Origin of the sequence: Dokdonia sp. Hel_I_53, from assembly GCF_007827465.1 — a bacterium.
Taxonomy (GTDB): domain Bacteria; phylum Bacteroidota; class Bacteroidia; order Flavobacteriales; family Flavobacteriaceae; genus Dokdonia.
On sequence record NZ_VISL01000001.1, the window covers coordinates 980,398 to 999,890 of the forward strand.

The following is a 19,493-nucleotide window of genomic DNA, read 5'->3' on the forward strand; positions in this document are numbered from 1 at the left end:
ACATATCATTTATAATAGAACCTTGTTCTAGTCATTAGATTTCCTAAGCTTAATACCTATATATACTATAATAGCATCATTATATATCATTATGAAAACCGAATGCAAATATACAAGATTTTAAAAAATATAATTTTAAACCAAACTACCCCCAAAAAATAATGGGTGTTCATAAAAAATATATAATTTTATATAAATACACCCTATAAAACATACGGTATTAAAACAAATTTTTATATTTGCAGTCATAAACCTAAAAAATTTAAATCGGCATGAATAAGTCAAAGCTAGAATACATTTGGTTAGATGGGTACGAGCCTACACAGAACCTAAGAAGTAAAACGAAAGTTGTAAACGATTTTAGCGGTAAGTTAGAAGATTGCCCAGTATGGTCTTTTGATGGATCATCTACAAAGCAAGCCTCTGGAGGATCTTCAGACTGTCTTCTTAAGCCAGTTGCGATCTATCCTGACCCACTACGTAAAGATGGATTTTTAGTCATGACCGAAGTTTTAAGTGCAGACGGTACGCCTCACGAAACAAATCACAGGGCAAAAATAGACGATGGAGATAATGAGTTTTGGTTCGGATTTGAGCAAGAATACTTTATCATGGACAATGCAACAGGATTACCTTTAGGCTTCCCAGTAGGTGGATATCCTGGACCACAAGGTATGTATTACTGCTCAGTAGGTGGTAAAAATACACATGGCCGTATGTTTGTTGAAAAACATGCAGATCTTTGTATCGATGCAGGATTAAATTTTGAAGGAATCAACCAAGAAGTAGCTTCTGGACAATGGGAGTTTCAACTATTTGCAAAAGGAGCAAAGAAAGCTGGAGATGAAATATGGATTGCACGCTATTTACTTGACAGACTTACTGAGCAATATGGCTGGCACATAGAATACCACCCAAAACCAGTAAAGGGAGATTGGAACGGATCAGGTATGCACGCAAACTTCTCAAACGAAGTACTAAGAACATGCGGATCTAAAGAGACTTACGAAAAGATTTGTGAAGCTTTCCGTCCTGTCACAAAAGAGCATATTGCAGTTTATGGAGCCTACAATGACCAACGTCTAACAGGAGATCATGAAACAGCATCTATAACAGATTTCTCTTATGGTGTTTCAGACAGAGGAGCTTCTATCCGTATACCGATTATAACAGTAGAGCAAGGATGGAAAGGGTGGCTAGAAGATCGTCGTCCAGCTTCAAACGCAGACCCATATAAAGTTGCAGGTCGCATCGTTAAGACTGTAAAAAGCGCAAATATTTAATATCTAGCATATATTTTATGTAGAATGCCCAACTTAAAGTTGGGCATTTTTTTTTTAAATAAACTATATACGCTTTCGCGAAAGCGTAACAACATTTTACCATATCCATTTATATCTAAAAAAAAGAAGGGGCTCCTTAAAGAACCCCAACTCAAACTAATCAACCAATCAATGATCGTTATCCAATCTCGATAATACGAGATGGCTGTACTTGCGCTTCTTCTTTCTTAGGGAGTTCTAATGCTAATATTCCACTCTCATAGGAAGCAGCTATTTGTGCTGTATTTACTGAGTCTGGCAAATTGAATGAACGCTTAAAAGAGGCATAATGAAACTCTTTACGGGTAAATTTACCTTCAATTTTTCCCTCTATCTCATCATTTTCTTTAGACGAAATGGTAAGGAGGTCATTATCTAACTCGATATTGAAGTCTTCTTTTTTAAAACCCGGAATTGCAACTTGAAGTTCAAATGCGCTATCCTTTTCAATAATATTTACCGCAGGAGTTGTAACAGTAGGACTATTTACTCTACCTCCTAACCAATCTGTATTTAATAATTCGTCAAAAACTGATGGTAAGTATGGAGCTGTATTTTTTCTAACTAATGTCATAATTATAATTTTTAATTGTTGAACTTGATAGCAAATAAGCAAATTCAATTCCATTAAAAACTTAATGACATTATGACTGATTTTAGTGTTTAATTACTGACTTTATGTCAATTTAATTATAGTATTTCTTAAAGATTTCAACCATCCGATCTGCTGGGATCATATTATTTTTGTGAGTTTTCATCTCGCTTAAAATCTGTTCTATGGCATCTGGTCTTACACCTAAACGCAAACCGTAATTTCGCAAAGTATCCGTTTCTGAAGGGTGAATTTGTGCATCTACATTCATGACTAGCACTAATCTATGGAATTGAGTAATTCTCTCAATTTCTGACTTAAATACTGTTTTCTTAATAGGCTTTTCTATAAGCTCATCTACTTTAGATTTATCCACATCGAGCTTGTGCGCCACTAGTAATATAAATTCATACTCATCATCATTTATTACTGCATCTGCTTTTGCCATTGCGATCATATCTGAGATGATCTGTAAGTTTTCTTCAGTCATAATATACTTTTTTATTAAAAACGAAGATACCTTTAATTGTTATTTTCAAAAATTATTTTAAGCAGATATTATTGAAACTTAGGCAGCACTTTTTTAATATTTTATCATCGCAATCATTTGTAATTTAAAAGAGGAATTAGCTTATTCGAAAGCATAAAAAAAGCACCTTCACAGAGGTGCTTTTCAAAAAAACTATCGCCAAATAGCTTTTACATGTTCAACAAATTATTTGTTGTCAAAAACTTCCATCATACTAGAAAACTGGGATACATCTACATCTGCTTTATCTAGTGATTGAGCAAGTTTCATCATATCACCAATATTCATGTCATCACCCAATAATCTTGCTAGTAAAAATCCTTTATTTTCATCTGCGCCAAAGAAAATAACTTCATCTATAGCATCTTCATCTCCTTTAAAATATAAACGCATAGAACCCATATCAGAGTTTGCCTTCATAAGCTCTTCATAATCATCTGTAGAGAGTATGTTCTTAACTTTATCGCGTTCAGCTTGCATTTTTACGGTATCACCACCTTTAGTTTGGTAAGCCATCAAATTTATTTTGCGTACTGTCTTGAACACTTTTTGTTGTTCTTGATCTAAACGATCCATATGATCTCCTATTAAACTTGTAGGAACATCAATTAATATAAAATCATTATTTTCCTGGTTTGCAACATAATACTCTTGTAATGATTGCTCATTACTACAACTAGAAAGAGTTATGATAGCTATTATCCCTGCAAGGGTGTATTTTATAAGTACATTCATAATTTATGATTTTTTAGCTTTCTCAACTTCTTTAAGCGCCTCACTCCCTTTAAAATCTAACTCTTGAGCTAGTTTAGAAATTTGTTTCAAATCTATGTTACCAGTAACTTGAAAAAACACAGTTCGGTTTTCACCATCCATATCTCCGTTAAGAAACATTACAAATTCTTTTACATACTGATCACTCGTACCTTCTTTGTAATAAAATTTTACGTTTTTCCCATCTTTATTTGCCCGCATTAACTCTTGTAGGTTTCTACTTGATACATACGACTTCATTGTTGCATTCATTTTGTTAATTAAGCTAGCATCTGCACTGGTATACATCTTTACATTATCAAGATTGTCTACAAGGTTTATATAAGCTTGCATCTCTGGGTCTGAAGAATTAAGATCTACTTTACTTAAAAGTTTAAACATTTTTTGATTCATTACGATAGACGCAACTCCTTTAACATCTTCATAGGCATCAAAAGGGCTTTGTGCAAAACCTATGGTTGCTGCAAAGACTAACATTAGTGTAACTACTATTTTTTTCATTTTTTTATTTTTTAATTATTTAAAAAGACTACTAGATGCTTTATCAAATTCTTCTACCACCTCTAGTTGAGTGGTACTATTTGCGATCATATGAGACATGACTCCTAAAGCCTGTTTGGTTTTTAAAATGGCTAATTCGTCACTTGCATAATTTGTGGATATATCTGTTTGACTGTGGAAACCCTGTATCCACAAGGCAAAAGCTATTACAGCTACAGCAGCTATACTTACAGCATATTTAAGTGGCATTTTCCTTCTTGGCTCTTCAAACGGGATGTCATACGTTAACTCACTTGCTTTTGTAAATGCACAAAACAATGGAGTATATTCTGCAAGCTCTGATGCCACAGTTTTACTAGAGAAATAATCTCTAAGCTGTTTTTCTTCTGTGAGATTTGTTTCTCCTTCAAAGTATTTATCCAGTAAAAGTTTTGCTCTACTGTATTCCATAATTTCTTTTTTTTATCAATGCCTCTCTTAATGATTTTCTAGCTCTAGAAAGAGCTACTCTTACAGCCACCTCTTTCATGCCCAGTATTTCTGCTATCTCTGCATTGTCCATTTGCTCAACATCTCTCATTTGTACAATGAGTTGCTGTTGCTCAGGAAGATGATTCATTAACTTAAAAAGTAAGTCAACCTCGTCTGCGACTTCAATTTGCTTACTAGTATTTCCTGAATGATCTTCATAATTATTATGAACAATTTTAAGATTATTACTACTCTTGGCCTTGAGTTTATCGTAACAATAATTTTTTGTCATAGTCATAGCAAATGCTTCAACACTGCGATATTTTTTAATTTCAGAACGTTTTGTCCACAACTTCAACAACACTTCTTGTGTGGCATCTTGCGCCTCATCATCAGATATTAGTAAACGTCTGGCCACACGATATACTTTATCTTTAAAAGGATTAATTAGTGTTATGAACGATTTTTGGTTCATCATTAATTGGTTAGTTACTAGGAAGACGATGCTCTTTGAGATTTGTTACAAATATTTTTTATCAATATTTTATATCGCTTTCGTGAAAGTTTAAAACCATTACCATTCGCCTTCATGCTTTTGTAATATGCTCATTAATTTTAAAAACTCACGATACTAGTATTTATATTGCGGCAAGATTCTTGACTATAATTCTAAAGAACTTTGGTTACTTTCGTGTAGCTACACATATTTATATAATGAGACTATACATTTTATTTGCTATTACAATTTTCGCTTTAAGCGCAACTGCTCAAGCACCTTCAAGACAAGACACCTTGAAAGGTTCTATTACTCCACAAAGAGTGTGGTGGGATCTTACTCATTATGATTTATCTGTAGAGGTAATGCCAGCCTCAAAAACTTTGTTAGGTACAAATATCATTACATATAAAGTCTTAGAGGAAGGGGCTACGGAATTACAAATTGATCTTCAAGACCCAATGGAAATTACAGCAGTAATGCAAGATGGAAATGCTTTGGATATACGCTCAGAGGGAGATGCTCATTTTATACAAATAGAAAATCATCAAGCTAAAGGAGAGCTCAAATCTTTAATGATAAGCTTTGAAGGGCAACCACGCATTGCAAAAAACGCACCATGGGATGGAGGATTCACTTGGGAAAAAGATAGTAACGGAATAGACTTTATTGCAAATGCAAATCAAGGAATAGGTTCTAGTATTTGGTGGCCTAATAAAGATCACCCAGCAGATGAAGTAGACAGTCTTGATATGCATATAACAGTTCCTAAACATCTGGTAGCTGTTTCTAATGGACGACTTGTAGGAGTTGACAGTTCTACGCACTCAAAGACCTATCATTGGGCTGTAAAAAATCCCATCAACAATTACGGAGTAAACATTAATATAGGGGACTATATAAATTTTAAAGAGGTCTATCAAGGTGAGAAAGGTGCACTAGATATGAGTTATTGGGTATTGCGAGAAGATGAAGAAAAGGCTCGTATGCAATTTAAACAAGCTCCTATGATGATGGAAGCTTTTGAACACTGGTTTGGTCCTTATCCTTTCTATGAAGACAGTTTTAAATTAGTTCAAGTTCCATATTTAGGTATGGAGCATCAAAGCTCAGTTACCTATGGTAATAAATTTGAAAACGGATATTTAGGAAGGGATTTATCTGGAACTGGAGAAGGTCTAAAGTTTGATTATATTTTAATACACGAATCTGGGCATGAGTGGTTTGCAAATAATATTACCAACAAAGATGTTGCAGATATGTGGGTTCATGAATCTTTTACAACCTACTCAGAAAATCTTTATTTAGATTATCACTTTGGCAAAGAAGCTGCCGCTTCCTATGTTATTGGGCAGCGAAGAGCTATTCGTAACGACAAGCCTATAATAGGAAGTTATGGAGTAGATAGTGAAGGCAGTGGTGATATGTATTTTAAAGGTGCAAATATTTTACACACACTAAGAGCTATCACAAATAATGATGAGTTATGGCGAACTGTATTAAGGGGTTTAAACTCAGAATTCTATCATCAAACAGTTACAACTGCGATGATTGAAAATTATATTGCTGAAAAGTTAGACATTGAACTAGCACCCTTTTTTGATCAATATTTACGATCTAGTAAAATTCCAATTTTTGAATATAAGCTTGATAAAAAAGAAATGACTTATCGGTTTAATAATGCTAATCGTGGCTTTACCATGCCCTTAGAAATTAGCATTGATGGTTCAAGAAAATGGGTTACTCCAACTGACAAGTGGAAAAAACTATCCATCCCAAAAAATACAGAGCAAGTAACAATTTCTGATGATTTTTTACTTCAAACTAGAAAGATTTAAATAAAGGTCAAAGCCACAAAAAGCAAATAAGCACCCAGAAGCAACAAACCTTTATATCTACCTAACTCTAATTTTACAGGAACAAATGCTAGTGGCAATAAGACAACGGCAAAACCTATCATCCAAAAAATATTAGTCTCCAGAATAATTGGATCAATTACATTTATAGGTTTTATAAGAGACGTGATACCTAGTACTGAAGCGATATTAAATATATTAGACCCTATTAAGTTACCAAGGGAAATAGCTTTTTCTTTTCTAAGAGCAGCAATTACAGAGGCTGCCAGCTCTGGAACGCTAGTTCCTATAGCAATAACAGTGACCGAAATAGCATATTCACTTATTCCTACTGCCGAAGCTAGATCTTTAGCTCCCCTTACAAGCCACTCAGACCCAAAATATAATGCTGCACCACCTATTAACAGCCATATAATTATTTTAAAGTATGACGTTGTAGCTAATTGTTCGTCTACCTCTTCGGAGTGCGCTTTTTGAGCACCTCTTGCACGACGTATCAAAAAAAATAAATAGACAGCAAGCCCTAACAAAAGACCTATACCTTCACTTGCTGTAAGTTTCCCGTCATTAGCTAACAAGAAATATAGAACTATAGAAAATAATACCATCACAGGCCAATTAAACCTATAAAAATCTCTATCGACACCTAAGGAACTTATAATGGCAGTAACTCCTAAAACTAATCCGATGTTTGCAATATTAGAACCTATCACATTTCCAAGTGCTATATCTGGACTTCCCTCTAGCGCAGCTTGAACACTCACTAATAACTCTGGTGCAGAAGTGGCAAAAGAAACTACCGTAAGCCCTATCACCATTTTTGAAAGATTCAACTTAAAAGATAAACCCACAGAAGATCTAACTAAAAACTCCCCTCCTACTACAAGCAGCGCAAATCCAGCCAAAATATAAAATATACTCATAAACTAATTTTAGGGAGCGAAGATACTCAATTCATAAACTCAATCATGAAAGGTTCTTATGAGATAGACATGATTATCTTCTTGTAGAAATCTTAGCAATCTACGCTTTCGCGAAAGCATACTCCTATCAAAAGGCAAATACAACATGCATATACAATCTATACACCACTCCTTAAAATTCCTTAGTTGAACACCTTGCCCATTTATAAGAAAATAGTACATTTAAATATACTATGGAATTGACTCAAGAATTTATAGAAGCAGAGAACAAAGAGCTTACACGACAGTATAAAAAATTACTGCGTATAAGCTACCAGACACTTTCTGAAGACGATAAGAAGATGATACGGAAGGCTTTTGAGGTCGCAGTAGATGCTCACAAATCTCAACGCCGTAAGTCAGGTGAGGCGTATATTTTCCACCCTCTAGCTGTTGCTCAAATCGTGGCTAGTGAAATAGGCCTAGATGCTACTTCTATTGCAAGTGCTTTACTGCATGATGTCGTAGAAGATACTGACTACACGCTATCTGATCTTGAGCAAATGTTTGGAGAAACCGTAGCTCGTATTGTTGATGGGCTTACAAAAATATCTAATCTTAAAAAAGATCGAGATGTTTCATTACAGGCTGAGAACTTCAGAAAAATGTTGCTAACAATTAATGATGATCCTCGAGTAATTATTATAAAAATAGCAGACAGATTACATAATATGCAAACCATGGATGCTATGCGTCCAGACAAACAAGCAAAAATTTCTAGTGAAACCCTTTATATCTACGCCCCTCTCGCTCATAGAATGGGACTTTATAATATTAAAACAGAACTAGAAGATCTCAGTTTAAAACACACAGAGCCAGATGTGTACAATGATATAAGAGACAAAATCAAAGAGAGTAAAGAGCAACAAGATCAGTATATAAAGGATTTTAAAAAAGTAATTGAAGACTCACTGGATGCAGAAGGTCTCAATTATGAAATAAAAGGCCGTCCTAAATCTATCTATAGTATAAGGCGTAAGATTCTTTCTCAAGGAGTTACCTTTGATGAAGTTTACGATAAATTTGCAATACGTATTATCTATAAAAGTGACAAGGCAAATGAAAAATTTCTTGCCTGGAAAATTTATTCTATTGTAACAGACCACTTCAGACCTAATCCCACCAGATTACGTGACTGGATTTCATCTCCAAAATCTACTGGATATGAAGCACTTCACATCACGGTTATGGGCCTCAAAGGAAGATGGGTTGAAGTTCAAATAAGGTCAGATCGGATGAATGAGATAGCAGAAAAAGGATATGCTGCTCACTACAAGTATAAACAAGGAAATACTGGAGAATCTACATTAGATGAGTGGATTAATAGATTACAAGAAGCCCTAGAAAATCCAGAACAAAGTGCCGTAGACTTTGTAGAAAATTTCAAACTAAATCTTTACAACAAAGAGATATTCGTTTTTACCCCACAAGGAGAATTAAAATCACTACCTAAAGGAGCAACACCGCTTGATTTTGCATTTAGTGTACACACAGAAGTAGGTTTGCATACTAGAGGTGCTCGTGTAAATGGTAAATTAGTGCCGCTAAGTCATGAATTAAAAAGTGGAGATCAAGTAGAAATCATCACCTCAGAATCTGCACACCCTACTAATAACTGGCTCGACTATGCCACAACAGCTAGAGCAAGAGCTAAAATCAAATCGTCTCTTAAAGATGAGAAAAAGGAACTGGCAGATGACGGAAAAGTGACGCTTGCGCGAAAACTGAAATCTCAAAAAATTCCGCTCAACGAAAAAACGGTCAATGAGCTTGTTTCCTATTTTAAATTAAATACAAGCCTTGATTTATTTTATAGAGTAGGTAACGGAACGATAGACAATAAAATGATCAAAGAGTTTGCGGCTTCTCGTAGCAATGCTCTAATGAGTTTTATAAAAAGTAAAATTAGAAAGGGAACAACCCCAACAGATGTTGATAAGGATGAAATAACAAATACGTATGACTCTTTAGTATTTGGGCCAGATGAACAAAAACTAGATTACTCATTTGCAAAATGTTGTACTCCCATACCTGGAGATGCTGTTTTTGGGTTTACCACCATTAAGGATGGGATAAAAGTTCATAAAAATAATTGTCCCAATGCAATCTCCATGCGTAGTAATTATGCCTACCGCGTAATCAAAGCAAAGTGGATTGACTCTACAGATACTGGATATCAAACGGAACTTATTCTAACAGGTATTGATAAGTTAGGATTGGTAAACACGGTCACTGCAGAAATCTCTAATCATATGCATGTAGACATCAAGAGTCTTAGCTTTACTACTAATGGAGGAGTCTTTAGAGGAAAAATAATAGTAGTTGTTCAAAACAATGGATTGTTAAAAACCTTAATAGAAAATCTCAAAAAAATAGATGGGATCGATAAAGTGACTAGGGTTTAATTACGTAAATTAGCCCTTTACAAAAAGCAATGCCATTAAAAGCTACCATTAATAAAGATCAAGACGTCGTTAAAGGCGTTTTTACAGCCTATTTAGAAGAAAAAGGGCACCGTAAAACGCCAGAACGTTTTGCAATTCTTCAAGAAATTTATAATAATGAAGAGCATTTTGATATAGAGTCTCTCTATATCAATATGAAAAACAAAAACTATCGAGTGAGTAGAGCTACCCTTTACAACACGATAGAACTTTTATTGGAATGCGGGTTGGTGCGCAAACATCAATTTGGAAACAATCAAGCACAATACGAAAAATCTTATTTTGATAAGCAACACGACCATGTGATTTTAACAGACACTGGAGAGGTCATCGAGTTTTGTGATCCTCGTATACAATCTATTAAAAAGACTATAGAAGAAGTATTTGATATCACTATAGATAAACACTCTCTTTATTTCTACGGAAAGAAAAACACAACTAACCAAGAATAATATAATGGCAGTAGATTTACTACTAGGTCTCCAATGGGGCGACGAAGGAAAAGGAAAAATTGTTGATGTTCTTACAAAAGACTACGACATCATTGCACGCTTTCAAGGAGGACCTAACGCAGGGCATACACTTGAGTTTGATGGAATAAAGCATGTATTACACACCATTCCATCTGGAATATTTCATGACAATGCAATGAATATCATAGGTAATGGCGTTGTAATTGATCCTGTAATCTTTAAAAAAGAATTACAAAACCTCGATAAATTTGATGGTTTGGATTATGCATCAAAACTTGCCATCTCACGCAAAGCCCACCTAATTCTTCCTACACATCGCTTACTAGACGCAGCTTCTGAAGCTTCAAAAGGAAAGGCAAAAATAGGCTCTACTCTTAAAGGAATAGGTCCTACATATATGGACAAAACGGGTCGTAATGGTATACGTGTAGGAGATTTAGAACTAGCAGATTGGAAAGACCGTTATACTTCACTTAGGGATAAACATATCTCGATGATCGATTTTTACGATGCAAAAATTGAATTTGACCTTGACGAATTAGAGGCAGAATTTTTTGCTGCTATAAAAACATTAAAGTCATTAAAATTTATAGACTCAGAAGAATATTTGTACCAAGCTCAGAAAAATGGTAAAACTATACTAGCAGAAGGAGCTCAAGGTTCATTACTCGACATTGATTTTGGAACGTATCCATATGTCACCTCCTCAAACACTACTGCTGCTGGAGCTTGTACAGGCCTAGGGGTTGCTCCTAATCAAATAGGTGAAGTATTTGGGATTTTTAAAGCTTACACCACGCGTGTAGGTTCTGGTCCTTTTCCTACTGAGCTATTTGATGAAGATGGTGAGACTATGGGCCGCGTAGGTAATGAATTTGGTGCCACTACTGGTCGTGCACGTCGTTGTGGGTGGTTAGACCTTGTTGCTCTCAAGTATGCTGTACGTGTGAATGGTGTAACACAATTAATGATGATGAAAGGTGATGTTCTTTCTGGCTTTGACACACTCAAAGTCTGTACTGCATATAAGTACAAAGGCGAGACAATCGAGCATCTCCCTTATAATATTGAACCAGAAAACGTTGAGGTTGTATATAAAGAAATGGATGGATGGTCTGAAGATCTAACGGGTATGACTCAAGCAGATCAACTTCCTAAAGCTCTTAACGATTACATTGAGTATCTTGAGAAAGAATTAGAAACTCCAATTAAAATTGTATCTGTAGGACCAGACAGAACTCAAACGATCTTGAGATAATATGTATAGTTTGCTTTCGCGAAAACAGTAAGTAACAAAACCCGTTTCATTAGAAGCGGGTTTTTTGTTATTAAATAACAAACAATGAGAAATCGGAAGTTAACTTCAAATTTTAATACAGCTTACTGATTTCGGTATGTGATTTGATTATTTTTGTAAGTCATGAAAAAACAATGCTACTTTTTATTGATAGGCTTAATAAGTATATCCTTTTTCGCAAAAGCGCAACAAGAAAATTCAAAACGTATACTTATCAACTCCCCTATTGAGAGAATTAACGAAGAAGAATTTCCGGGTGCCGTTATATTTCAAAAAGGGGATAGCGAGCAAGTCTATATAGAACATGATGGCGCAGAAATGTGGTGTGACCTTGCATTTTTTTATAAAGAGGAAAACTTTGTAAAAGCATACCGAAATGTGCGCATGAAACAAGGAGACTCCGTTTCTATGCGCAGCAAGTATATAGAATATAATGGTGATACGAAGTTTGCATATGCAGCAGGAAACGTTTTTTTAAAAAAAGACACGACAACGGTCACAACAGATACCATGTACTTCAACCGAAATACTCAACAGGCCTATTACCGTACAGGTGGAGTAGTGACCTCACCAAATAGTAAAATTACGAGTCGTGTAGGTCGTTATTATATTGAAGATGATAAAATATCTTTCATTAATCAAGTAGTAGTAACTAATCCTGAATATACCATCCTCAGTGAGCAACTAGATTTTTATAGTGTACCTGAGCATGCATATCTATACGGCCCTACCACAATAACCTCTAAAACATCAAAGGTTTACTGTGAACGCGGATTTTATGATACTGCAAATGACTATGGCTATTTTGTAAAAAATTCTCGCATCGACTATGACAATAGACAAGTTTATGGAGATAGTCTCTACTTTGACCGAAACAAAAATTTTGCGAGTGCCACCAATAATATAAAAGTATTAGACACTATAAACAGAAGTTTAATTAAAGGACATTATGCTGAGGTGTATCGAGCTAAAGACTCTGTAATGATAACTCAGCGGGCAGTAGCAATTACGGTTGAAGATAATGACTCTGTTTATGTACATGGTGACAAATTATTACTTACTGGAAAACCAGAAAATCGTATTATACGTGCTTACAAAAATGTAAAGTTGTACAAAAGCAACCTCAGTGGCAAGAGTGATTCTCTACATACAAACCAAGCAACAGGTCTTACCCAAATGATAGGCAAACCCATTCTGTGGAATGAGCAAAGCCAAATTACTGGAGACAGCATACATTTAATTAGCAATACTAAGACTGAAAAAATAGATTCTCTTAAAGTCTTTGATAATGCTTTTATAGCTCAAAAGGATAGTATTTCTGGGTATAATCAAATAAAAGGGCAAAAACTTTTTGGCTTTTTTAATAAAAAAAATGAGCTCGAAAGAGTGGACATCATAAAAAATGCAGAGAGTATTGTTTACTTAAGAGAAGAAAATGGAGAATTAATAGGTATAGACAAAAGTAAATCTGCCTCTATAGAAATTATTTTTACAGAACAGACTATAGATGAGGTTTATAAACGTAAAAATCCTGGCGGTGACATATTTCCGGAATCTCAATTTTTAGATCAATCGCAAACATTTGAAGGTTTTAATTGGCGTGGTGAAGAAAGGCTTCTTAGTAAAGAAGACATATTCAAAGGGGAGGCTCCATTTGTTTTGAGAGAAATAGAGGGTATCCCACTTCCAGAAATAGATGAAAGTTTCTTTATGGACAATGAAAATATAGAAAAAACGAATCTTCCTGAAACTTCAGAAATTCAAAAAAAGGATTTTAAAAATAGAGAGGAAGATCAACCTAAATTCATCCAAAAAGCTACTGATAAAGATATTCGTAAAAAAAGAGAAGATATGATGAGCAGAAATTCTGCCACGGGTTTAGAAAGATCAAAACAAAAATCTTCTCAATTGCTACGCCCTAAATTTAAAAATAAGAAAACAAAAGGTAATTGATCAATTTGTTGACTTATTGATAATGAACAACTTGTGTTTTTTTAATTAGCAATTAAATTTGTTGATAATTTTTAAGTGAAAAATTGGTTTTTACTAAAAAAAAAGAAATTGATTTGTATTTCAACCCAATTTATAAGTACTTTGACGAAAAATTTAATTTTATCATTATCAGGAGTATATATTTGCTGCACCCCCAAATATAACTTATGAAAAGACTTTTACTCATATTTGGATTTTTTACGCTACTGAATGCAAATGCTCAGAATTCTCAACTATATTTTTCTGAAGCAATTGATGTTTTCTTACCTGAATACCTAGCAAATGTAGAGAAGGCAATCTCTAATATGCAAAAGGATAAAATCAACACCCTTTTTGAAACCTTAGTAGAGGAAAAATTATCTGGCTCTCTAATGAATAACTTTACAGTTAAAAATTTAGCTAAGAAGGATGTTCAGTTAAGTGATTTTGAAAAACCAGTTTTACTACTTACATATTCGAGTTGGAGATTAAGTTGTAAAGGTGAGCTACCAGCTCTTAATGAACTAGCAGATCACTATGGTGATCAAATTAAAATTGTCTTATTATTTTGGGGAGAGCACAAAAAAGTTAAAGAATTAGCTAAAGGTTACCATAAGAATATAGACATTTTATACGTAGATGACGCTGATAATAACTATACACTTATAATTAAAAATTTAAAGCATTCTTTTGGACTCCCACTAGCATATACCCTTACCTCACAATATGAAATTGTAGATATCAAAAAGAGATTGTCTAATGAAATTTCTGAAAGTAAAGATGAGGCCTCTTTAGAAAATTATGAGCTTTACAAAAATGCCATTACTTCATTATTTTTTGAGGAAGCGCAATTAAGTCACTCTCCCATAGTGATTAACAAGTAAATCTTATTATTTTTTATTTATTTTTTTTCAAAAAAAATACTATCTCTTACTTATCTTCATAATGTTATTTTATAAATAGAATCTAAATAGTTAATTTAATTTCAGTTTCTAAATTTCCTATTTACCCCACAACATACGTATAGAAATAATTAGTAGAATTCCTCCAAATATACGTTTTAAAGTTTTTTGATCTAAGGTTACAGCTATTCTTGAGCCTACTAATCCACCTATAATAAAGAATACAGCAATAACAGCTGCATACTTCCAGTTAACAAATCCAGCATTGTAATAATTATAAGCAGCTAAAAAGGTAACCGGAACCGCTAATACCGCAAGACTTGTTCCTTGAGCTTGATGTTGATTAAATCCTAGTAATAAGATCATGAGAGGTATCATTACTACACCCCCACCTACACCCATTACGCCACTCAAAATTCCTGCAACTAGTCCTATAATAATTAGTGCGATTATAATTGTAGCGTTCATATCTATCTTTTTATTTTATTACAATATAAAAATAGGGTATTCCTAACATCCCTGCATGTAAAAAGGGACTGATTTAAAAAATCAGTCCCTTTTTTGTAAAGATAAATTTAAAAATTATTTCCCTACATCATAAATACCCTCTTTAGGAATTTCTATATAATACTTCTTCTTTGAACTATTGTTTAGATTAGGCTCTCTCAACCATGGGTTATGGATTTTTAATATTTTGTAATTAATTCCAAATCCTTCGGCAAACTTTACAAAATCAGAAACGGCAGTATCTACTTCAACTTTGTATGTAGGTACCGCTTTGTACATGTGTGTGTCATTAAAATTAAATCCATATTTTTTTGGGTTACTTAAAATTTCTTTAAAAGCGATTATTCTAAAAACGTATCTACCTGTTTCCTCTCCAAGTAAAAGATCATAATAGTTATCTACATTCTGTTCCTCAAATCTTCTTGAAACGCCATAGTTGCCTGCATTATATGCCGCAGCTGCCGCTGTCCAACTGCCAAACCTCTCTTTAGAAGCCTTTAAATATTTACAAGCTGCACGAGTAGATTTTTCTATATGATAACGTTCATCAACATTATCATTCACTTCTAAGCCGTACTCTTTTCCTGTTTCTTTCAAAATTTGCCAAAATCCAGTAGCCCTTGCAGGAGATACTGCCTGAGTTAATCCACTCTCAATTACTGCTAGGTATTTAAGGTCATCTGGCACACCCTCCTCTTTTAAAATAGTCTCTATGATAGGAAAGTATTTATGAGCTCTTTTAAAAATTAACAAGGCATTAGATTGCCAGTAAGTATTTACTAGCAACTCCCTATCCATACGCTCATAAATATCCGGATTTTCAACAGGAACCGCCTCACCGGCAAAATTTAAATCATCTGGCATAGGAATCGCATATACATTGTAGTCATTTAATAGCTTTTTATCTTGCTCAATCTGCTTTTCTACTAGTACTTGGTCAACTTTATCTTGTGGAGCCTGTGCTGCATTAATAACAATTCCTGCTATAGCAACAACAGCTACACCTGCTATAATTTTTTTCATCATCTTCATATCCTTTGTGTTTATATTAATATACTAATTTTCAATCAATTTTGGTAGGTTTTTATTAAACCATTTTGCTTTTGTTATAATCATAATATGGGTTCCGCCAGTAATGATGATAGGGTTGTTTAAATATTTTATTGGAAAGACCTTATCATGATCTCCATGTATATGTATAATGTCATCTTTTGGGATAATTTGGTTCCAACAAACCATCTCCCGAACCGCCCACTTCATATACCTTCTGTCATTCATAGAAAGGTATTTTTTATAAAGCGCAAGTCTATTTTTTAAAGACTCTCCAAAAGCATATTTTGCAAGAGCTTCAATATCCTCTACTAGGCGCATTGGTAGAAGTTTATAAAGTTTTAGCTTTCGCGAAAGCTTCATTCTCCTAGGTAACTCCAATTTACTTTTTACACTACTTACAATTATTATTTTCTTTACATTTAAATGACGAGCCATCTCTTGAACTATAATCCCACCGAAGCTAACTCCTAATAATACTACATTTTTATGCTCAATAGCTTTCGACATTCTTAAAGCATAGTCTTCAATACTTTCGTTAACTTTTGGTAGTATCCATTCAAGGTAATGTAATGTGTACTTTTCTTCAGGTAAATGTATTTGATCAAAAATTTTTGGATTTGCCGCCATTCCAGGCATCAAATATAAATGGGTCATCTATCTTTATAGTAAGGGTTTAACAATCATACAGTGCCTATTTCGTGAATTTTTCGTACATTTACAAGACTTTACACTTAATTAAACGTTATTTTTTTATGCTCTTCTTATACTGGTATTTCTAACATCAAAATTATAAAGAGATTTACTAGAAGTGCGTTAATTAATATACAAATACCTTAATATTTTATTCAAATTTATGGAAGTGATGACAGCAGTTGAATTGACAGATAATGAATTTTTAAGACAATTTGAGGCCACCTTTGAAGGAAAGATGGCAAAAATGGAATACTCACTCCAAGACCGTAAAATCTTTCTGACTAAAATCTCAATGCCAGAAGGTACTGAAGATCATATGAATGATTTTATAATAGCAGTTTTCAATGAGGTAAAAGACAGAGAAATCAATCTCGTACCTACAAGTCCAGAGATAGCGAAATTTATGAGATCTAATAGACGTAAATACAAGAAATTACTTCCTGTGGGAATCAATATATAAAAAATCTTACCTACTAAAAATCACTCCTAGAGTGATTTTTTTTTGCCTTAAAACTTACATTTACTCATATTTTTGTGCCATCTAGAAAGATAATTTATAAATATCTCATGACAGAAAACCAAGTATCATATATTCATACAAATACCTATAACACGCTTAACACCCTTACAGCCAAAACAAAAAATGTTTGGCTAACGCTTCACGGTATGGGCTATTTAAGCAAATACTTTATAAAATACTTTGAACATTTAGACCCTATTACAAACTATATTGTTGCGCCACAAGCTCCTAGCAAATACTATCAAGATAAAAAATTTAAATACATAGGTGCCAGCTGGCTTACTAAAGAAAACAGAGCTTTAGAAATTGAAAATGTTTTCAATTATTTAGATCAGGTATGGAAAAAAGAATCGAGTAAGTGGAGTAACAGAGAAGTAAAAATTATTTTAATGGGATACTCTCAAGGAGTTTCTCTTATTACACGATGGATTGCAAGCAGAAAAATTTCATGTCACACTCTTTTGTTACATTCTGGTGCTATTCCAGAAGAACTCTCTAAAGACGATTTTAATTTTCTTTCTCCATTGACAACAGTCACGTATTTGTACGGAAATAAGGATGAGTATATAACTGAAGCCATAAAGACGGAACAGCAATTATTAGGAAGTAATTTATTTGAAGGTCGCCTTGGGGTTAAAATGTTCGAAGGTAAACATGAGGTTAACACTCAATTTTTAAAACAGATATCAGACAATACTTTTTAGGATAATACATTTTTATGTCTAGATATAGAAGTAAAAAAAAACAGCCAGATAGCTAATGAAATCTGGCTGTTTTTACTTTATTGAAACTCTTCTAAATTATTCAAATTGAGCAGATACAGCTGCAGATAATCTTTTGTAAGTACCATTATCTAATCGCTCACGAATAGCTTCAAAAGCATCCAATGTTTCTGACACATCTGTAAGAGTATGTGACGCTGTAGGAATCATTCTCAGCAAGATTAGTCCTTTTGGAATTACAGGGTACACAACAATCGAACAGAAAACTCCGTGGTTTTCACGAAGGTCTTTTACAAGAGCCATTGCTTCTGGAACACTACCTTTCAAATATACTGGAGTTACGCAAGATTGTGTGGTTCCAATATCAAAACCTCTTTCCTTTAGTCCACCTTGGAGTGCATTCACATTCTCCCATAATTTTTCACGTAATTCTGGCATTGTACGAAGCATGTCTAGACGCTTAAGCGCTCCAACAACCAATTGCATTTGCAAAGATTTTGCAAACATTTGAGAACGTAAATTATATTTTAAATAATCAATAATTTCTTGATCACCAGCAATAAATGCTCCTGTAGATGCCATAGACTTTGCAAAGGTTGCAAAATATACATCAATCTCATCTTGAACTCCTTGCTCTTCTCCTGCTCCTGCTCCTGTTTTTCCAAGCGTTCCAAAACCGTGAGCATCATCTACAAGTAACCTAAAGTTAAACTTCTTTTTAAGCGCAACAATTTCTTTCAGTCTTCCTTGTTCACCTCTCATTCCAAAAACACCTTCAGAAATAACTAAGATGCCTCCTCCTGTTTGCTCTGCCATTTTTGTAGCACGCTCTAGGTTTTTCTCGATACTTTCCATATCGTTGTGCTTGTAGGTAAATCGTTTTCCCATATGTAAACGAACACCATCTATGATGCAGGCATGGGTATCTACATCATACACAATAATATCATCTTTTCCTACTAATGCATCTATGGTGGACATAATCCCTTGATATCCAAAATTTAAAAGGTAAGCAGCTTCTTTTTGAACAAATTCAGCACACTCATTTTGTAACTGCTCATGCAATGCTGTATGACCAGACATCATTCTAGCTCCCATAGGATAAGCAGCACCATAATCTGCAGCAGCTTGCGCATCTACTGCGCGAACTTCAGGCATATTAGCTAACCCTAAATAGTCATTTACACTCCAAGTGATCACTTCTTTTCCTTGAAAACGCATCCTATTAGAGATAGGCCCTTCGAGCTTGGGAAAAACAAAATATCCTTCTGCAACTGAAGCCCATTTCCCTAAAGGCCCTTTATCCTTATAAATTTTGTCAAATAAATCTTTCATATACTTGTTTTGAAAACAGGTGCAAAAATACAAAAAATTAAAATTTTATGTACTACTTGATCTTTGCCAATTA

General features: G+C 34.1%; 20 protein-coding genes. 9 read left to right on the top strand and 11 right to left on the bottom strand.

Annotated features, from left to right (window positions below; all coding sequences use genetic code 11):
- Window positions 1-272: 272 nt before the first annotated feature.
- On the top strand, window positions 273-1,283 hold the full coding sequence (locus tag OD90_RS04315; RefSeq protein ID WP_144667096.1) for a glutamine synthetase beta-grasp domain-containing protein: 1,011 nt from the start codon (window positions 273-275) through the stop codon (window positions 1,281-1,283).
- Window positions 1,284-1,461: 178 nt separating this feature from the next.
- On the opposite strand, the gene OD90_RS04320 is transcribed toward OD90_RS04315, so the two are convergent.
- From OD90_RS04320 to OD90_RS04345, 6 genes are all read right to left on the bottom strand, one after another.
- Window positions 1,462-1,896, bottom strand: coding sequence for an Hsp20/alpha crystallin family protein (locus OD90_RS04320; protein ID WP_144667099.1), 435 nt, complete (start codon window positions 1,894-1,896; stop codon window positions 1,462-1,464).
- Between the two features lie 112 nt (window positions 1,897-2,008).
- Window positions 2,009-2,404: a TerB family tellurite resistance protein gene (locus OD90_RS04325; protein ID WP_144667102.1), complete on the bottom strand. Its 396-nt coding sequence runs from the start codon at window positions 2,402-2,404 to the stop codon at window positions 2,009-2,011.
- A gap of 225 nt (window positions 2,405-2,629) precedes the next feature.
- The gene (locus tag OD90_RS04330) at window positions 2,630-3,178 is read right to left on the bottom strand and encodes a DUF4252 domain-containing protein (protein ID WP_144667105.1); all 549 of its coding nucleotides are present in this window, start codon (window positions 3,176-3,178) and stop codon (window positions 2,630-2,632) included.
- Between the two features lie 3 nt (window positions 3,179-3,181).
- On the bottom strand, window positions 3,182-3,718 hold the full coding sequence (locus OD90_RS04335) for a DUF4252 domain-containing protein (protein ID WP_144667108.1): 537 nt from the start codon (window positions 3,716-3,718) through the stop codon (window positions 3,182-3,184).
- Between the two features lie 15 nt (window positions 3,719-3,733).
- Window positions 3,734-4,168: a hypothetical protein gene (locus OD90_RS04340; protein WP_144667111.1), complete on the bottom strand. Its 435-nt coding sequence runs from the start codon at window positions 4,166-4,168 to the stop codon at window positions 3,734-3,736.
- Window positions 4,155-4,664, bottom strand: coding sequence for an RNA polymerase sigma factor (locus tag OD90_RS04345; RefSeq protein ID WP_144669634.1), 510 nt, complete (start codon window positions 4,662-4,664; stop codon window positions 4,155-4,157). The genes OD90_RS04340 and OD90_RS04345 overlap by 14 nt, the downstream gene beginning before the upstream one ends.
- Before the next feature lie 239 nt (window positions 4,665-4,903).
- Between OD90_RS04345 and OD90_RS04350 the strand changes: the two genes are divergently transcribed.
- Window positions 4,904-6,523: a M1 family metallopeptidase gene (locus OD90_RS04350; RefSeq protein ID WP_144667114.1), complete on the top strand. Its 1,620-nt coding sequence runs from the start codon at window positions 4,904-4,906 to the stop codon at window positions 6,521-6,523.
- Here the strand turns inward: OD90_RS04350 and OD90_RS04355 are convergent.
- Window positions 6,520-7,464 carry a calcium/sodium antiporter gene (locus tag OD90_RS04355; RefSeq protein ID WP_144667117.1) on the bottom strand — a complete coding sequence of 315 codons (945 nt, stop codon included), beginning with the start codon at window positions 7,462-7,464 and terminating at the stop codon, window positions 6,520-6,522. The genes OD90_RS04350 and OD90_RS04355 overlap by 4 nt on opposite strands.
- Before the next feature lie 239 nt (window positions 7,465-7,703).
- Here OD90_RS04355 and OD90_RS04360 point away from each other — a divergent pair, with 239 nt between their 5' ends.
- The 5 genes from OD90_RS04360 to OD90_RS04380 all read left to right on the top strand — a co-directional run bounded on the left by OD90_RS04360 (window position 7,704) and on the right by OD90_RS04380 (window position 14,572).
- Window positions 7,704-9,908 (top strand): RelA/SpoT family protein, encoded by a 2,205-nt coding sequence (locus OD90_RS04360; RefSeq protein ID WP_144669635.1) that lies wholly within the window; start codon window positions 7,704-7,706, stop codon window positions 9,906-9,908.
- 29 nt (window positions 9,909-9,937) lie between these two features.
- Window positions 9,938-10,399, top strand: a complete 462-nt coding sequence (locus OD90_RS04365) for a Fur family transcriptional regulator (RefSeq protein ID WP_144667120.1) — start codon at window positions 9,938-9,940, stop codon at window positions 10,397-10,399.
- Between the two features lie 4 nt (window positions 10,400-10,403).
- Window positions 10,404-11,678, top strand: a complete 1,275-nt coding sequence (locus tag OD90_RS04370; protein ID WP_144667123.1) for an adenylosuccinate synthase — start codon at window positions 10,404-10,406, stop codon at window positions 11,676-11,678.
- A 162-nt stretch (window positions 11,679-11,840) separates the two neighbouring features.
- Window positions 11,841-13,670, top strand: coding sequence for an OstA-like protein (locus OD90_RS04375; RefSeq protein ID WP_144667126.1), 1,830 nt, complete (start codon window positions 11,841-11,843; stop codon window positions 13,668-13,670).
- Between the two features lie 206 nt (window positions 13,671-13,876).
- The gene (locus OD90_RS04380; RefSeq protein WP_144667129.1) at window positions 13,877-14,572 is read left to right on the top strand and encodes a TlpA family protein disulfide reductase; all 696 of its coding nucleotides are present in this window, start codon (window positions 13,877-13,879) and stop codon (window positions 14,570-14,572) included.
- A 117-nt stretch (window positions 14,573-14,689) separates the two neighbouring features.
- On the opposite strand, the gene OD90_RS04385 is transcribed toward OD90_RS04380, so the two are convergent.
- The 3 genes from OD90_RS04385 to OD90_RS04395 form a co-directional block, all read right to left on the bottom strand.
- Window positions 14,690-15,058 carry a sulfite exporter TauE/SafE family protein gene (locus tag OD90_RS04385; RefSeq protein WP_144667132.1) on the bottom strand — a complete coding sequence of 123 codons (369 nt, stop codon included), beginning with the start codon at window positions 15,056-15,058 and terminating at the stop codon, window positions 14,690-14,692.
- Between the two features lie 114 nt (window positions 15,059-15,172).
- A complete protein-coding gene (locus OD90_RS04390; RefSeq protein WP_144667135.1) occupies window positions 15,173-16,129 on the bottom strand; it encodes a lytic transglycosylase domain-containing protein in 957 nt (318 codons plus the stop codon).
- A 24-nt stretch (window positions 16,130-16,153) separates the two neighbouring features.
- Window positions 16,154-16,804, bottom strand: a complete 651-nt coding sequence (locus OD90_RS04395; RefSeq protein WP_144667138.1) for an alpha/beta fold hydrolase — start codon at window positions 16,802-16,804, stop codon at window positions 16,154-16,156.
- A gap of 199 nt (window positions 16,805-17,003) precedes the next feature.
- On the opposite strand from OD90_RS04395, the gene OD90_RS04400 reads away from it, so the two are divergent.
- Window positions 17,004-17,303, top strand: a complete 300-nt coding sequence (locus OD90_RS04400) for an N-acetyltransferase (protein ID WP_144667141.1) — start codon at window positions 17,004-17,006, stop codon at window positions 17,301-17,303.
- 107 nt (window positions 17,304-17,410) lie between these two features.
- Entirely contained in the window at window positions 17,411-18,067 is a 657-nt protein-coding gene (locus OD90_RS04405; RefSeq protein WP_144667144.1) for an alpha/beta hydrolase, read from the top strand.
- Window positions 18,068-18,163: 96 nt separating this feature from the next.
- On the opposite strand, the gene OD90_RS04410 is transcribed toward OD90_RS04405, so the two are convergent.
- Complete coding sequence (locus OD90_RS04410) at window positions 18,164-19,420, bottom strand: aminotransferase class I/II-fold pyridoxal phosphate-dependent enzyme (protein WP_144667147.1); 1,257 nt, start codon at window positions 19,418-19,420, stop codon at window positions 18,164-18,166.
- Window positions 19,421-19,493 lie beyond the last annotated feature (73 nt).

What these genes read in the sequence shown, in the direction of transcription:
- OD90_RS04355 (WP_144667117.1), bottom strand. Translation starts at nt 7,464, where the DNA reads ATGAGTATATTTTATATTTTGGCTGGATTTGCGCTGCTTGTAGTAGGA.
- OD90_RS04335 (WP_144667108.1), bottom strand. Translation starts at nt 3,718, where the DNA reads ATGAAAAAAATAGTAGTTACACTAATGTTAGTCTTTGCAGCAACCATA.
- OD90_RS04375 (WP_144667126.1), top strand. Translation starts at nt 11,841, where the DNA reads ATGAAAAAACAATGCTACTTTTTATTGATAGGCTTAATAAGTATATCC.
- OD90_RS04345 (WP_144669634.1), bottom strand. Translation starts at nt 4,664, where the DNA reads ATGAACCAAAAATCGTTCATAACACTAATTAATCCTTTTAAAGATAAA.
- OD90_RS04395 (WP_144667138.1), bottom strand. Translation starts at nt 16,804, where the DNA reads ATGACCCATTTATATTTGATGCCTGGAATGGCGGCAAATCCAAAAATT.
- OD90_RS04385 (WP_144667132.1), bottom strand. Translation starts at nt 15,058, where the DNA reads ATGAACGCTACAATTATAATCGCACTAATTATTATAGGACTAGTTGCA.
- OD90_RS04340 (WP_144667111.1), bottom strand. Translation starts at nt 4,168, where the DNA reads ATGGAATACAGTAGAGCAAAACTTTTACTGGATAAATACTTTGAAGGA.
- OD90_RS04390 (WP_144667135.1), bottom strand. Translation starts at nt 16,129, where the DNA reads ATGAAGATGATGAAAAAAATTATAGCAGGTGTAGCTGTTGTTGCTATA.
- OD90_RS04350 (WP_144667114.1), top strand. Translation starts at nt 4,904, where the DNA reads ATGAGACTATACATTTTATTTGCTATTACAATTTTCGCTTTAAGCGCA.
- OD90_RS04380 (WP_144667129.1), top strand. Translation starts at nt 13,877, where the DNA reads ATGAAAAGACTTTTACTCATATTTGGATTTTTTACGCTACTGAATGCA.
- OD90_RS04330 (WP_144667105.1), bottom strand. Translation starts at nt 3,178, where the DNA reads ATGAATGTACTTATAAAATACACCCTTGCAGGGATAATAGCTATCATA.
- OD90_RS04320 (WP_144667099.1), bottom strand. Translation starts at nt 1,896, where the DNA reads ATGACATTAGTTAGAAAAAATACAGCTCCATACTTACCATCAGTTTTT.
- OD90_RS04365 (WP_144667120.1), top strand. Translation starts at nt 9,938, where the DNA reads ATGCCATTAAAAGCTACCATTAATAAAGATCAAGACGTCGTTAAAGGC.
- OD90_RS04400 (WP_144667141.1), top strand. Translation starts at nt 17,004, where the DNA reads ATGGAAGTGATGACAGCAGTTGAATTGACAGATAATGAATTTTTAAGA.
- OD90_RS04405 (WP_144667144.1), top strand. Translation starts at nt 17,411, where the DNA reads ATGACAGAAAACCAAGTATCATATATTCATACAAATACCTATAACACG.
- OD90_RS04315 (WP_144667096.1), top strand. Translation starts at nt 273, where the DNA reads ATGAATAAGTCAAAGCTAGAATACATTTGGTTAGATGGGTACGAGCCT.
- OD90_RS04410 (WP_144667147.1), bottom strand. Translation starts at nt 19,420, where the DNA reads ATGAAAGATTTATTTGACAAAATTTATAAGGATAAAGGGCCTTTAGGG.
- OD90_RS04370 (WP_144667123.1), top strand. Translation starts at nt 10,404, where the DNA reads ATGGCAGTAGATTTACTACTAGGTCTCCAATGGGGCGACGAAGGAAAA.
- OD90_RS04325 (WP_144667102.1), bottom strand. Translation starts at nt 2,404, where the DNA reads ATGACTGAAGAAAACTTACAGATCATCTCAGATATGATCGCAATGGCA.